Origin of the sequence: Streptomyces sp. NPDC059679 (assembly GCF_042734105.1) — a bacterium.
Taxonomy (GTDB): Bacteria; Actinomycetota; Actinomycetes; order Streptomycetales; family Streptomycetaceae; genus Streptomyces.
The window spans coordinates 25,350-39,295 of sequence record NZ_JBHWES010000049.1 but is presented as its reverse complement, the minus strand read 5'-3'; the positions used below and the strand labels follow the sequence as shown (position 1 = coordinate 39,295).

Below are 13,946 nucleotides of genomic sequence, written 5' to 3'. Positions count from 1 at the left end.
CACACCATGACCCGCTCACTGAGAAAACGCTCTCTGAGGGGCTGAGGGAAGGGACCCGACCGGATGCCGATCCGCGTCATGCTCGTCGACGACCAAGTGCTGCTGCGCACCGGCTTCCGGATGGTGCTCGCGGCCCAGCCCGACATGGAGGTCGTCGCCGAGGCGGGCGACGGCGCGGAGGCCCTGGAGGTGCTGCGCACCGCCGAGGTGGACGTCGTCCTCATGGACGTCCGGATGCCCAGGCTCGACGGAGTGGAGGCCACCCGCCGCATCTGCGCGCAGGAGGGCGCGCCCAAGGTGCTCATCCTGACCACCTTCGACCTCGACGAGTACGCGTTCTCGGCGCTCAAGGCCGGAGCGGGCGGCTTCATGCTCAAGGACGTGCCGCCCGGTGAACTGCTCGCCGCCATCCGCGCCGTGCACAGCGGCGACGCGGTCGTCGCCCCCAGCACCACCCGCCGGCTGCTGGACCGCTTCGCGCCGATGCTGCCGGGCGCGGCCGGCGGCACCGGCCCCGGGGGATCGGCCCGCCCCGAGCTGGAGCGGCTGACCGACCGCGAACGCGAGGTCATGCTGCTGGTCGCGCAGGGGCTGTCGAACGGCGAGATAGCGGCGCGCCTGGTGCTCTCCGAGGCGACCGTGAAGACCCATGTGGGCCGCATCCTCACCAAGCTGGAGCTGCGCGACCGGGTTCAGGTGGTGGTGATGGCGTACGAGTCGGGGCTGGTACGCGCCCAGGGCCCGGGCGGCGGCTCCCGGCTCTAGCCCCGGTTCCCTGCCGCGCCCCGCTGCCTCAGGACGCTCTCCGGCTATCTCAGAACGCTCTCCAGGAAGTCGCTGCCCAGCCGCGCCACCGCCGTCAGCTCCAGCTGATGCAGCACATAGCGGCCGCGGCGGCGGGTGGTCAGCAGCCCCGCCTTCTTCATGACGGCGATGTGGCGGGAGACCTCCGGCGGGCTGATGCCGCACCTCTCGGCCAGTTCCCCGGTGGTGTGCGGGCCTCGGGCGAGGCTGAGGCACATGCGCATCCGCATCGGGTGGGCCAGCGCGTCCACCCGGCGCTGGACGAGCTCCAGCGCGGCGGGCTGCGGCAGCTCCGGGGCCGCGACCGGGTACTGGATCACCGGGGGCCAGCCGGGCGCGTACAGCACGAGCAGATGCGGCCAGCCGAAGGCGGTCGGAACGAAGGTCAGCCCCTGGCCGACCGCCGTCGTCTCACCCCCGGCGAGCTTGTCCACGTGGATGCGCCGTACGCCGCCCTCGCCCGGCACCACGGACAACGCGGCCGATGTCGCCGCCAGCGCCTCCTCAAGTCCCTTGCGCCGCAGCAGCTCCCCCTTGTGGCGGGCGTCGGCGGCCAGCTGGCCCCGCACCCGCTGCCAGGTGTCCGCGAAGAACGCCTGGTCGCAGTCCTCCAGCAGACGGCGCAGCCAGACCCGCAGCCCGTCCGGGTCCTCCAGCATCCGGTCGACGAACGCGGCCTGCTTCGGCCCGCGGGCCGCCGCCAGCTCTCGTACCCGCGCCCGCTCGCCCGCGTCGACCAGCGGCGACGGCGAGGGAAGGGCGTACGAGGTGAGGGAGCAGGTGATCTCGAAGGCGGCCGCCACGAACCGCTCGTCGTCGATCCGGTCCAGCGCGTCCAGCTCCTCCGCGAGCGTCGCCCCGGGCTCGGCGGGCAGCAGCAGATCGGAGCGGGAGGAGCGCCACAGGAAGTCCGCCTCGTGGAGCCGGTCGGCGAGGTCGGGCTTGAGGCCCGCGGCCGTGGCGGTCGCCCAGCCGTGCAGCCCCGGGTGGTGGCCGGGCTCGGACAGCACATGCAGCGCGGCGCCCAGCTCGGCGAGCGGGGAGGGGGTGAAGACGATGCGTTCGGGCGGCAGCCCGGTGATGTCGATGACGCTGGCCATGGCTCCTATGGTGCGGTCCGCGCCGACGGCCTTCGACCTCATTTGACTGCCATCGTCAATCGGAACGACCGGCGGCCGGGGGCGGGCGCAGCCTCGTGCCATGAGCCTCACCGAGCAGTACGCACTGGACCTGTACCGCGCCGCCCAGCGCGGCGAACCCGCCCCGCCCGCGCCCCGCCCCGGCGACTGGCGCACCATCCGGGAGCTGAGCCGGTACGGCGGCTTCCGCGCGGTGGCCGAGGAGCGCCCGGCGCGGGGGAGCCGGGCGGCCCGGCTGACCGTACGCACCCGGCAGGTCGTACGCGCCCGGCTGGCCGCCCTCTTCGCCCGGCGCCCGGCGACGGGCGCGGCGGCGACCGGCTCAGCCGACCGCCCGGTCGCCCTCCGGAAGCCGCTTGAGGAAGGCGGCGACGGCGGCTGCGACATCGTCCGCCGTCCACTCCAGTGCGGATGAGGCGACCGTCACCTCGGTCATGGCCAGGCCAGGCGGCCCCGACTCCCACCACCGGCCGAACAGCGTCGTCCGCGTCTCCTCCGCCAGCCGCAGCCCTGCCTCGTCCAGGTCAGCGGCCGGATACGGCAGCCACACCTGGAACCGATGGGTGTGCGGCTGGTGCGGATGCACCCGGAACCAGGCCACCCCGGCGGACCTGAACGCCTCGTCCAGCGCCCGCGCCACGACCTGGGCGTGCGCCACGTACGACGGCAGCCGGGGCAGCTCGCGGTCCAGACCGGCCAGTGCGGCCAGCGCCGCGGGCCACTGCTGGAACACCTGCCCGCCGTACCGGTGCCGCCACGCCTTCGCCTCCGCCACCAGCGCCTCGGGCCCGGCCAGCGCGGCCCCTGAAATGCCGTCCAGCGACTTGTAGAACGACACATACACCGAGTCCGCGAGGGCGGCGATCTCCGACAGCTCGCGCCCGAAGTGCGCGGTGCACTCCCACAGTCTCGCCCCGTCGAAGTGGACCACCGCCTCCCGCTCCCGCGCGGCCTCCACCACGGCGGTCAGCTCGTCCCAGGTGGGCAGCGCGAAGCCCGCGTCGCGCAGCGGAAGCTCCAGGGCGAGCGTCCCGAAGGGCTCGTCCAGCTCCCGGACCTCGTCGGCCGTGGGCAGCCGCGGCTCGCTCGTCGGGTGTACCGCGCGCAGCCCGCTCACCGTCAGATAGGCATCGCGCTCATGCACCTCCAGATGCGAGAGCGGATGCACGGCCACGGCCGGATTGCCGGTGCGCCCCGCCCAGCAGCGCAGCGCGATCTGCTGGGCCATGGTGCCGGTGGGGAAGAAGGCCGCGGCCTCCGTGCCGAGCAGCTCGGCGACGCGCCGCTCCAGCTCCTCGACGACCCCGTCCCCGTAGAAGTCCACCCAGTCGTCCAGGTCGTACGACCCGGCGGCGTCGGCCGTCAGCCGGGCCAGCCGCTCGCCGATCCGCTCACCGACCGCGAGGCTGGTCAGCTTCCGCGTCGAGCCGCGCCAGGCCGCGAGCCTGCGGGCCCGCAGGTCCGGTTCCGGCTGCTCTGGTTCCCCCGGCCGCGCCGTTCCGTCTGCCATGGGCCGAGCATGTCGTACCCGCGCTCGGGCGGGCCACAGGGTTTTCCACAGCCCTGGGGACAGGACCGGAGCATCTGGAAGCACTCGCGTAGCATGGCGGGGAATCGTCCGGTACCCCCTGAGGACTGGAACGGAAGGCCGTCGTCGAGTGAACGCACATCCACTTCCCGAGCCGCAGGACCGCCCTGCCCGGCTCACCGTCGGGGTCGTCGGCGCCGGTCGCGTCGGCCCCGCCCTCGCCGCCTCGCTGCGGCTCGCAGGGCACCGCCCGGTCGCCGCGTCCGGCGTCTCCGACGCCTCCGTGCGCCGGGCCGCCGCGCTGCTCCCCGAGGTCCCGATCGTCCCGCCCGCCGAGGTGCTGGCGCGGGCCGAGCTGGTCCTGCTGACCGTCCCCGACGACGCGCTGCCCGACCTGGTCAGCGGCCTCGCCGAGACCGGCGCGGTGCGCCCCGGGCAGCTGCTTGTGCACACCTCCGGGCGGTACGGCACATCCGTGCTCGACCCCGCCCTGCGCGCCGGGGCGCTGCCGCTCGCGCTGCACCCCGTCATGACCTTCACCGGCACGCCCGTCGACGTCCAGCGGCTCGCGGGCTGCTCGTTCGGCGTCACCGCGCCCGAAGAGCTGCGGATGGCGGCCGAGGCGCTGGTCATCGAGATGGGCGGCGAGCCCGAGTGGATCGCCGAGGAGGCCCGGCCGCTCTACCACGCCGCCCTCGCCATCGGCTCCAACCACCTGGTCACCCTGGTCGCCCAGGCCATGGACCTGCTGCGCGCCGCCGGGGTCGGCACCCCCGACCGGATGCTCGGCCCGCTGCTGGGCGCCGCCTTGGACAACGCGCTGCGCAGCGGCGACGCCGCGCTGACCGGTCCGGTCGCGCGCGGCGACGCCGGCACCGTCGCCGCCCATGTCGCCGAGCTGCACCGCCATGCGCCCCAGGCCGTCCCCGGCTACCTCGCGATGGCCCGTTCGACCGCGGACCGCGCGCTCGCCGCCGGGCTGCTCAAGCCCGAGCTCGCCGAGGACCTGCTGGGCGTCCTCTCGGACGTCTCCGACGTCCCCGGCCTGGGGGGAGGGACGGGAGCATGAGCCCGAAGCTGTGGCGCAAGGCCGTCCCCGGAGAGCCGGACGTCGAGCTGTTCACCACCCGGGCCGACTTCGACGCCGCCCTGGCGCAGTTCGCCACCCCGGGGCGCGTCGCCGTCGTCATGACCATGGGCGCGCTCCACGAAGGACACGCCTCCCTCATACGCGCGGCCCGCGCCCGGGTCGGAGCCAAGGGCATCGTGACGGTCACCGTCTTCGTCAACCCCCTGCAGTTCGGCGCGGGCGAGGACCTGGACCGCTATCCGCGCACGCTCGACGCCGACCTCGAGGTCGCGGCCGCCGCCGGCGCGGACATCGTCTTCGCGCCGCCGGTCGAGGAGGTGTACGGGGGCGGTGAGCCGCGGGTGCGGATGACCGCCGGTGCCATGGGGGAGCGGTACGAGGGCGCCTCGCGGCCCGGGCACTTCGACGGGGTGCTCACCGTCGTGGCCAAGCTGCTCCACCTCACCCGCCCCGACGTCGCCTTCTTCGGCGAGAAGGACGCCCAGCAACTGGCCGTGATCCGCCGTATGGTGCTCGATCTGGACTTCCCCGTCGAGATCGTCGGCGCTCCGACGGTCAGGGAGATCGACGGCCTCGCGCTCTCCAGCCGTAACCGCTACCTGTCGGCGCAGGAGCGGACCACCGCCCTGGCCCTGTCCCGCGCGCTGTTCGCGGGCCGTGACGCTGGGCGGGATGCGGGCCGTGACGCTGGGCGGGATGCGGGGCGCGACGTGGCGGCGGTCCGGTCCGCCGCGCGCGCGGTGCTCGACGAGGCGGCCTCCCTCCAACCACCCCTCGACCTCGACTATCTGGCGCTCGTCGACCCCTTGGACTTCGCCGAGGTCCCCGACGACCACAGCGGCGAGGCCGTCCTCGCCGTCGCCGCCAAGGTCGGCAGCACGCGCCTGATAGACAACGTCCGCCTGTGGTTCGGAGCCGCATGATGATCCAAGAGAGCAAGCCGACAGCCGTCGGCGCGGCCCTGCGTGCCCCGGCCCCCGGTTGGGCCATCGAGGCCGACGTCGTGGTCGTCGGCTCGGGCGTCGCCGGTCTGACCGTCGCGCTGCGCTGTGCCGCCGCCGGAGCGAAGGTCACCGTCGTCACCAAGGCCCGCCTCGACGACGGCTCCACGCGCTGGGCCCAGGGCGGCATAGCCGCCGCCCTCGGCGAGGGGGACACCCCCGAGCAGCACCTCGACGACACCCTGGTCGCCGGCGCCGGGCTCTGCGACGAGACGGCCGTACGCACGCTGGTCACCGAGGGCCCCGACGCCGTACGCCGGCTGATCGGCACCGGCGCCCGGTTCGACGCCGACGACGACACCGGCGAGATCCTGCTGACCCGCGAGGGCGGCCACCACCGCCGCCGTATCGCGCACGCGGGCGGCGACGCGACCGGCGCGGAGATCTCCCGGGCGCTGGTCGAGGCGGTGCGCGCCGCCGGCATCGAGACCGTGGAGAACGCGCTGGTGCTCGACCTGCTCAAGGACGCCTCCGGCCGCGCGGCCGGAGTCACCCTGCACGTCATGGGCGAGGGCCAGCGGGACGGCGTCGGCGCGGTGCGCGCGGGCGCGGTGGTCCTCGCGACCGGCGGCATGGGCCAGGTGTTCTCCGCCACCACCAACCCCGCCGTCTCCACCGGCGACGGCGTGGCCCTGGCGCTGCGCGCCGGGGGGGAGGTCTCCGACCTGGAGTTCGTGCAGTTCCATCCCACGGTGCTGTGGCTCGGCCCGGAGGCGGAGGGGCAGCAGCCGCTGGTCTCGGAGGCGGTGCGGGGCGAGGGCGCGTATCTCGTCGACGCCGACGGCGTCCGCTTCATGCAGGGGCAGCACGAACTGGCCGAGCTGGCGCCCCGCGACATCGTGGCCAAGGGCATCCTGCGGCGCATGCTCGAGCAGAGCGCCGAGCACATGTACCTGGACGCCCGCCACTTCGGCGCGCGGATGTGGGAGCACCGTTTCCCAACCATCCTCGCCGCCTGCCGCGCCCACGGCATCGACCCGGTCACCGAGCCCATCCCCGTGGCGCCCGCCGCCCACTACGCGAGCGGCGGCGTACGCACCGACCTGAGCGGCCGCACCACGGTCCCCGGGCTGTACGCGTGCGGCGAGGTCGCCTGCACCGGCGTCCACGGCGCGAACCGGCTCGCGTCCAACTCCCTCCTGGAGGGCCTGGTCTTCGCGGAGCGCATCGCCGAGGACATCACCTCGCCGATCACCTCCGCCCCGACCTCGCAGGCGCGGCAAACTCTGCAGGCCGCCGCCGGGCTTGCCACCGGCGAGGGGCCGCTGCTGCCGCCCGAGGCCCGGTACAGCATCCAGCGGATCATGACCGCCGGGGCCGGGGTGCTCCGGTCCGCCGAGAGCCTGGCCCGCGCCGCCGCCCAGTTGGAGCGGGTCCACGACGAGGCCGCCGAGACGCTGCGCCGCGACGGCAAGACCGCCGAGCCGGGGGTCGACACCTGGGAGGCGACCAACCTCCTCCTCGTGGCCCGCGTCCTGGTGGCCGCCGCCCTCCGCCGCGAGGAGACCCGCGGCTGCCACTGGCGCGAGGACCGCCCCGGCCGGGACGACCCGGTCTGGCGCCGGCACCTCCTGGTCACCCTGGGCCCCGGCGACACGCTGGACGTCCGTACGACGGACTCGGAGGCGTTCCCCGCGACCGAGGCATCCGCCCCACTCACCACCCCCCGAACGAAGACGGAGTCCCACCCGTGAGCAGCACTCCCGACGACCGCCCACAGCCAGTGGCCCTCCCTCTGCTGCAGATCGGCCTCCCCGGCGGGGGCCCCGGCTGCGGTGACGCGTGCGGCTGTGGCGCCGACGACGAGGCGTACGACCTCGACCCGATGGAGTGCGGTCTGGACCCCGACCTCGCCCAGCTCCTGGCCGACGCCGGGCTCGACCCCGTCAAGGTCGAGGACATCGCGCATATGGCGATCGAGGAAGACCTCGACCACGGCGTGGATGTGACGACCGTGGCCACCATCCCCGAGGACGCCATGGCCACCGGCGACTTCACCGCCCGCGAGGCGGGCATCGTCGCGGGGCTGCGCGTCGCCGAGGCGGTGCTGTCCATCGTCTGCACCGACGAGTTCGAGGTCGAGCGGCATGTCGAGGACGGCGACCAGGTCGCGGCCGGCCAGCGGCTGCTCTCGGTCCGCACCCGCACCCGCGATCTGCTCACCGCCGAGCGCAGCGCGCTCAACCTGCTGTGCCGGCTGTCCGGTATCGCCACCGCGACCCGCGCCTGGGCGGATGCCCTGGAGGGCACCACGGCGAAGGTCCGCGACACCCGTAAGACCACCCCGGGGCTGCGTGTGCTGGAGAAGTACGCGGTGCGCTGCGGCGGCGGCGTCAACCACCGTATGTCGCTGTCGGACGCGGCCCTCGTCAAGGACAACCACGTGGTCGCGGCGGGCGGCGTGGCGCAGGCGTTCAAGGCCGTGCGCGCCGAGTTCCCGGACGTGGACGTGGAGGTGGAGGTCGACACCCTGGACCAGATTCCGCCGGTGCTCGACGCGGGCGCGGATCTGATCCTGCTCGACAACTTCACCCTGGAGCAGACCCGGCAGGCCGTCGAGCTGGTCGCGGGCCGCGCCACCCTGGAGTCCTCGGGCCGCCTCACACTGGCGAACGCGCGGGCGTACGGCGAGACGGGCGTCGACTATCTCGCGGTCGGCGCGCTCACCCACTCCTCCCCGATCCTCGACATCGGCCTGGACCTGCGCGAGGCCGAGGCGAACTGACGATGCTGCTGACCATCGATGTGGGAAACACCCACACCGTGCTGGGCCTGTTCGACGGCGACGAGATCGTCGAACACTGGCGGATCTCCACGGACGCCCGCCGCACCGCCGACGAGCTGGCCGTCATCCTGCAGGGTCTGATGGGCATGCACCCGCTGCTCGGCGAGGAGCTGGGCGACGGCATCGAGGGCATCTCCATCTGCTCCACCGTCCCCTCCGTACTGCACGAACTGCGCGAGGTGACCCGCCGCTACTACGGGGATGTGCCCTCCGTCCTGGTCGAGCCGGGGGTGAAGACCGGTGTGCCGATCCTGATGGACAACCCGAAGGAGGTCGGCGCCGACCGGATCATCAACGCCCTGGCGGCCGTCGAGCTGTACGAGGGCCCGTGCGTGGTCGTCGACTTCGGCACGGCGACGACCTTCGACGCGGTCAGCGCGCGCGGCGAGTACGTGGGCGGGGTGATCGCGCCGGGCATCGAGATCTCGGTCGAGGCGCTTGGTGTGCGCGGTGCGCAGCTGCGCAAGATCGAGCTGGCCCGGCCGCGCAGCGTCATCGGCAAGAACACGGTCGAGGCGATGCAGGCCGGCATCCTGTACGGGTTCGCCGGCCAGGTCGACGGCGTGGTCCGGCGGATGGCGCGCGAACTGGCCGACGACCCCGAGGACGTGACGGTCATCGCCACCGGGGGCCTGGCCCCCATGGTGCTGGGCGAGTCCTCGGTCATCGACGAGCACGAGCCGTGGCTGACCCTGATCGGCCTGCGCCTGGTGTACGAGCGCAACGTCTCGCGGGGCTGACCCCGCTTTCCCTCTCCTACCCGTGCTCACAACTTCCCGTTCACCGGAGGGCAACCATCCGGTCAGCTGAACTGTCTGGCGAGCGGCAGATAGTTGGGTAAACGCGAGATGGGCGTGGGACGTATGTGGCATAAGGGGAAGACGATTCACGCGGCGGCCGCCGGGGCGGTGATCGCGCTGGGGACGGCCGTCGGCGTGCCCGCCGCATACGCGGAGGACGAGCCGACCCAGCCCTGGGCCAAGATCACCGCTCCCCAGCAGATCGCCCTGCCCTCGGCGGCCGACGGGCAGGATGCCGTCGCCCCGCCCGTGGGGTATTCGTTCTACGACGGCGGGGCCGAATTCCCCCTTCCCAAGAACGCCAAAATGGTCATCGACGCCAGCGGCCTCGAAGGCGTCGCGACCATCAAGGCGAAAAACGAGCAGTGCACCGCCTCCGGCGCGGTCGTCACCTGCCTCGACAACGGCAACCTCCACGGCCCCTGGGAGCCGTTCACCCTCACCGCCGACTCCGCCGCCGAGCCCGGCGCCTCCGGCACCATCTCCTACGAGGTGACGGCCGACGGCGCGACCGGGGACAAGAGCTCTTCCAAGGTCGTCGTCGGCTCGCCCCAACTGGTCGTGGGCAAGCTGCCCGACCGCGACGGCCTCAAGACCGGTTCCACGGTGGACCTGCCCCTGACGGTGCGGAACACCGGGGATCTGCCGGCCGAGCGCGTCAATATCGAGCTGAGCGGCGTCCCGGGCATCGAATTCACGAACAAGCCGAAGAACTGTCGCTTCGGCTCCGAATGGGACGACTCCGCGCGCGTCTACTGCTCCATCGACACGGCCATCGAACCGGGCCAGTCCGCGAAGCTCAGCACCCCGCTGACCGTAAAGATCACCAAGGCCGCCCTGGCCCCCTGGATCGACTACGAGGTCCAGGCCGTCCCGGCGGGCAGCGAGGAGAACCCGAACGGCACTCCTGGCACCGGGTCCCCGATCGCCTTCACCGCCGCCTCCGGCGGCGACTTCGAGACCGACGGCAAGAGCAGCGTCTCCCTCCGTACCGACAACCGCGCCGACTTCCGCGCCGTGGGCGGCGCCATCGACCCGGAGGCCGGCAACGGCACCACGGGCGGGCTGAAGTTCGGGCTGACCAACGACGGCCCGGCGGCCGCGTACCGCCAGGACCGCAAGCCGATCCTGTACGCCGACATCACCCTGCCCGAGGGTGTCACCGGGCTCACCAACCACATCGACGAAGAGCCGGACCAGGACACCAGTGGTGAGTGCCTGACGTATGTGAGCGAGACCGAGACCAAGAAGTTCGAGCCGGGCCACCGCCGCTATCTGTGCCCCGAGGCCTCGACCGAACTGCCCGGCGAGGGCCAGACGTACGGCATCGGCGTGAAGATCGCCAAGGACGCCGACAAGAACGCCACCGGCACCGTCAAGCTGGTCCCCGGCCCGGCGGGCTTCAGCACCAATGACCCGAACTCCGCCAACGACACCGCGAAGATCACCTTCAAGGGCGCGGCCGGCGGCTCCGACGACTCCGACGGGTCCGACGGCTCCGATGGGTCCTCCACCGGCGGCGACGATTCGGCCGACTCGACCGGCGGCTCCGGGTCACAGGACGGCGCCACGTCCGGCTCCGGCGGCTCCGGTGACGGTGCCACGAGCGGCGGCTCCTCCGACGACAGCGGCTCCACCGGCGGCACGATGGCCCTGACCGGCGCGGGCGGCATCGGCCTGATGGCAGGCGGCGCCGCGGCCGCGCTCGCGCTGGGCGGCGCCGCGGTCGTCATCACCCGCCGCCGCCGGGCGACCCGCGTCTGACGCCCCCGGCACCCCTCTCCCCGACGCCCCCGGCCGTAGCCCGCTCGCCCCGCGAGCGCCCACGGCCGGGGGCGCCGCCGCGAGAGGGCCACCTGCGCAGCCTGCCCCCGCTATGCCCGATGTGGCGCCTGCGCCTGCGGTTGGTGCGCGGCGCCGGGCCGCCGTTCGCCCGCGCCGGCCGTCCTCGGTCCGTGCCTGCTGTGCCTGCCGGGCCGGTTGTGGCGCCTGCGCCTGCTGTTGGTGCGCGGCCGCCGTCCGCCGGGCCGTCGTTCGGCCGTGGCTGCCGCTCGCCGTCCTCGGACCGTGTCTGCCGCGCCTGCGGTTCGCCGTCCTGCCAGGCGGGCTGTCCTGCCGTGCCTGCTGCTCGCCCGTCTGCCGGGCCGTCGGTCCGGGCGGACCGGCCGGAGCGGTCGCGCCCGCGGCGCCTTCCGGCGCCCCGTAGGCACCCTCCCGCGCCTGCCGCGCGGGCCATCCCATTCCGTAACGCATCGCAGCTTTCCGCAACGCGCCGCACCGCCCCGCGCTCAGCGAATTTTGTCCGCTTAGCACTTAAAGTCGGCCCATGCCCACGCCATATGGATCCCGCGGCGGAATGGCGTTCAGTGCGGATGAGCTGCGTGTGCTCCGACGCGCCCTCGCCATCGCCCTCCAGCCCCATCCCGTCACACTCTCCCCCGGCCACGGGGGCCCGGACCGGACGGAGGAGGTCCAGGACTGCCTCCGCCTCGCCGAGGCCGTGGACGAAGCGGTCCGCGAGGGCGGGCGGCTGCGAGCCTTTCTGCTCGACGAGCTCGCCCGCTACCGCGCCGCCCTCCCCGGCGCCGCCGTCGGCTATCTCGATCAGCTCGAAGGCGTCCTGGCGGCCGGCTACGAGCCGCTTCCGGAGGACCTGGCGGCGCTGCGCCAGCTGTGCCGGTCCGCCGCTGGGACCGGCGAGGCCGAGCGCCGTCGCGCCCTGCTGCGCCACTGTGAGCGGCTTGCCGAGCGGGGCGTACGGACCCGGCTCGCGGAGCGCGCGGCGGGGGCCCTGCGGGCCCGCGAGGGCCGATCCCCGGCGGTCCGGCTGAGGGTGCTGCCCGGCGGGGCCCCCGCGGGCGGCACCCGGGTGGCGCAGAAGAACGGCGAACCCGGCCGCGAGCCGCGCAGGAAGCCGTCCGCCCTCGACCGCGGCGGTCAGGAGGAGCCCGGCCACGAGGAGCCCGGGCAAGGCGGGCCGGCACAGGGCGAGCCGAAACAAGCCGGGCGCAAGCGCGCCGCCCCCAAGTCGGCAGATCCCGTGCTGGCCGATCCCAATCGCGAGGAGCCGAAGCGCGAGGAGCAGAAACAAGCCGCCGCCAAGCCGTCCGCCCCCAAGCCGTCCGACCCCAAGCGGTCCGACCCCGAGCGCGAGAAGCCCAAGCAGGGCGAGCCGAAGCAAAGCGAACCGGCAAAGGGCGAGCCCGAACAGAGCGAACCCAAGAAAGCCGAACCCAGCAAAGGCGAACCCAAGAAAGGCGAACCCAAGCGTGCCGAGCCGACGCGCGGCGAACCCAAGCGTGGTGAACCGGGGCGTGGTGAACCGGGGCGCGCCGAGCCGGGCCGCAGGGCGCCGCGCCCGGGCCGTCCGGTGCCCACCCCGGCGGAGGTCTTCCCGCCCAAGCGCCGCCGCCCGGCCCAGCCGCCGGAAGGCGACTCCCGGCTCGGGCGGGTCCCGGCCTGAGCCGGGGCCGGGGCACTTTGTAATCTGGAGGTCTCGAGTCGGCTCGAGTCAGCTCGTCGAGCCAGAAGGAGCGACAGCCATGGATTACATCTCCGCGCTGGTCCCGCCCGTGGTGATGGCCGTGGCCTTCACCGCGCTGATTGTGACGATCGTGAAGAGCCAGGGCGGTGCCAACAAGGCCAAGGAAGACGCCGCGGTGGACGCGGCGATCGCCCGCGCCGAGGCCGAGCAGCAGGCGCGGTCCAGCGCTTCCTGATCCGCCCGAAGCCTCTGGGTGTCTGGGGTCGCACGTCCCGGGATGACATCGTCTCGGGATGTGCGCCCTTTTTCGCGCGCATGAACCCGACATTCGAGACATCTCCCACTATTATTCACGTGTGCCTCGGCCATTGGGAGATCTCGAAGACGCGGTCATGACGCGGGTGTGGAAGTGGAACCGCCCGGTCACGGTCCGGGAAGTCCTGGAAGACCTTCAACAGGAACGCTCGATCGCCTACACGACGGTCATGACCGTAATGGACAACCTCCATCAGAAGGGCTGGCTGCGCCGTGAGGTGCAAGGGCGCGCCTATCGATATGCCGCGGTCTCCACTCGTGCCGCCTACTCGGCCGCACTGATGAACGAGGCATGGTCCGCGAGTGACAACCCGGCCGCAGCCCTCGTCGCGTTCTTCGGGATGATGTCCGAAGAGCAGCGAGATGCGCTGCGAGATGCGATGCGCGTCGTTCAACTCGAAGAGCCCGGTGAGAGCCCCGGTGAGTCACGGCGATGACACCGGCGATAGCGTCCGAGCATGTCCTTGGCTCAATCTAAAGCAGTCACCGTCAGACGTGCCCGGACCTCTGATGTGCCGGCCGTACGCCGCCTCATCGACAGCTACGTGGCCGATCGCATCCTCCTCGACAAAGCGACGGTGACGCTTTACGAGGACATCCAGGAGTTCTGGGTGGCGGAGCGGGACGGCGACGCGGAGGTCATTGGCTGCGGCGCACTGCATGTCATGTGGGAAGACCTCGCGGAGGTTCGCACTCTCGCCGTGGATCGCGCCGTGAAGGGCAGTGGTGTAGGCCACCTGGTGCTCGACAAGCTGTTGCAAACGGCGCGCTGGCTCGGCGTACGGCGCATTTTCTGCCTCACCTTCGAAGTCGACTTCTTCACCAGGCACGGCTTCGTGGAGATCGGCGAGACGCCGGTCGACGGTGATGTCTACAGCGAGCTGCTGCGTTCCTATGACGAGGGCGTCGCGGAGTTCCTTGGTCTCGAACGGGTGAAGCCGAACACCCTTGGCAACAGCCGGATGCTTCTGCAACTGTGATCGCGGTCCCTATGTCCGAA

Annotated in this window: 14 protein-coding genes; 12 read left to right on the top strand and 2 right to left on the bottom strand. The window is 72.9% G+C overall.

From position 1 onward, the window contains the following. Window positions 1–63: 63 nt before the first annotated feature. Window positions 64–765: a response regulator gene (locus ACFV2X_RS37590; RefSeq protein ID WP_385625571.1), complete on the top strand. Its 702-nt coding sequence runs from the start codon at window positions 64–66 to the stop codon at window positions 763–765. A 44-nt stretch (window positions 766–809) separates the two neighbouring features. On the opposite strand, the gene ACFV2X_RS37585 is transcribed toward ACFV2X_RS37590, so the two are convergent. Then, window positions 810–1,904, bottom strand: a complete 1,095-nt coding sequence (locus ACFV2X_RS37585) for a DUF5937 family protein (RefSeq protein WP_385625569.1) — start codon at window positions 1,902–1,904, stop codon at window positions 810–812. 100 nt (window positions 1,905–2,004) lie between these two features. Between ACFV2X_RS37585 and ACFV2X_RS37580 the strand changes: the two genes are divergently transcribed. Next, window positions 2,005–2,358 carry a hypothetical protein gene (locus tag ACFV2X_RS37580; protein ID WP_385625567.1) on the top strand — a complete coding sequence of 118 codons (354 nt, stop codon included), beginning with the start codon at window positions 2,005–2,007 and terminating at the stop codon, window positions 2,356–2,358. Here the strand turns inward: ACFV2X_RS37580 and ACFV2X_RS37575 are convergent. Beyond that, the gene (locus tag ACFV2X_RS37575) at window positions 2,266–3,453 is read right to left on the bottom strand and encodes a threonine aldolase family protein (protein ID WP_385625565.1); all 1,188 of its coding nucleotides are present in this window, start codon (window positions 3,451–3,453) and stop codon (window positions 2,266–2,268) included. The two genes, ACFV2X_RS37580 and ACFV2X_RS37575, sit on opposite strands and share 93 nt — an antisense overlap. A 148-nt stretch (window positions 3,454–3,601) precedes the next feature. Between ACFV2X_RS37575 and ACFV2X_RS37570 the strand changes: the two genes are divergently transcribed. The 10 genes from ACFV2X_RS37570 to ACFV2X_RS37525 all read left to right on the top strand — a co-directional run bounded on the left by ACFV2X_RS37570 (window position 3,602) and on the right by ACFV2X_RS37525 (window position 13,926). Beyond that, on the top strand, window positions 3,602–4,540 hold the full coding sequence (locus ACFV2X_RS37570) for a Rossmann-like and DUF2520 domain-containing protein (RefSeq protein WP_385625563.1): 939 nt from the start codon (window positions 3,602–3,604) through the stop codon (window positions 4,538–4,540). After that, window positions 4,537–5,484: a pantoate--beta-alanine ligase gene (gene panC / locus ACFV2X_RS37565; protein ID WP_385625562.1), complete on the top strand. Its 948-nt coding sequence runs from the start codon at window positions 4,537–4,539 to the stop codon at window positions 5,482–5,484. The genes ACFV2X_RS37570 and panC overlap by 4 nt, the downstream gene beginning before the upstream one ends. Beyond that, the gene (locus ACFV2X_RS37560) at window positions 5,484–7,256 is read left to right on the top strand and encodes an L-aspartate oxidase (RefSeq protein WP_385625651.1); all 1,773 of its coding nucleotides are present in this window, start codon (window positions 5,484–5,486) and stop codon (window positions 7,254–7,256) included. Before panC ends, ACFV2X_RS37560 begins: the two co-directional genes overlap by 1 nt. Then, window positions 7,253–8,287 (top strand): carboxylating nicotinate-nucleotide diphosphorylase, encoded by a 1,035-nt coding sequence (gene nadC / locus ACFV2X_RS37555; RefSeq protein WP_385625560.1) that lies wholly within the window; start codon window positions 7,253–7,255, stop codon window positions 8,285–8,287. The genes ACFV2X_RS37560 and nadC overlap by 4 nt, the downstream gene beginning before the upstream one ends. Window positions 8,288–8,289: 2 nt before the next feature. Beyond that, window positions 8,290–9,087 carry a type III pantothenate kinase gene (locus tag ACFV2X_RS37550; RefSeq protein ID WP_385625558.1) on the top strand — a complete coding sequence of 266 codons (798 nt, stop codon included), beginning with the start codon at window positions 8,290–8,292 and terminating at the stop codon, window positions 9,085–9,087. Between the two features lie 108 nt (window positions 9,088–9,195). Then, window positions 9,196–10,911 carry a hypothetical protein gene (locus ACFV2X_RS37545; protein WP_385625556.1) on the top strand — a complete coding sequence of 572 codons (1,716 nt, stop codon included), beginning with the start codon at window positions 9,196–9,198 and terminating at the stop codon, window positions 10,909–10,911. Between the two features lie 562 nt (window positions 10,912–11,473). Then, window positions 11,474–12,610, top strand: a complete 1,137-nt coding sequence (locus ACFV2X_RS37540; RefSeq protein WP_385625554.1) for a hypothetical protein — start codon at window positions 11,474–11,476, stop codon at window positions 12,608–12,610. Between the two features lie 79 nt (window positions 12,611–12,689). After that, the gene (locus tag ACFV2X_RS37535) at window positions 12,690–12,866 is read left to right on the top strand and encodes a hypothetical protein (protein ID WP_179285621.1); all 177 of its coding nucleotides are present in this window, start codon (window positions 12,690–12,692) and stop codon (window positions 12,864–12,866) included. 121 nt (window positions 12,867–12,987) lie between these two features. After that, window positions 12,988–13,383 (top strand): BlaI/MecI/CopY family transcriptional regulator, encoded by a 396-nt coding sequence (locus ACFV2X_RS37530; protein WP_078610945.1) that lies wholly within the window; start codon window positions 12,988–12,990, stop codon window positions 13,381–13,383. A 21-nt stretch (window positions 13,384–13,404) separates the two neighbouring features. After that, on the top strand, window positions 13,405–13,926 hold the full coding sequence (locus ACFV2X_RS37525) for an amino-acid N-acetyltransferase (RefSeq protein ID WP_385625551.1): 522 nt from the start codon (window positions 13,405–13,407) through the stop codon (window positions 13,924–13,926). The last annotated feature ends 20 nt before the right edge of the window (window positions 13,927–13,946 follow it).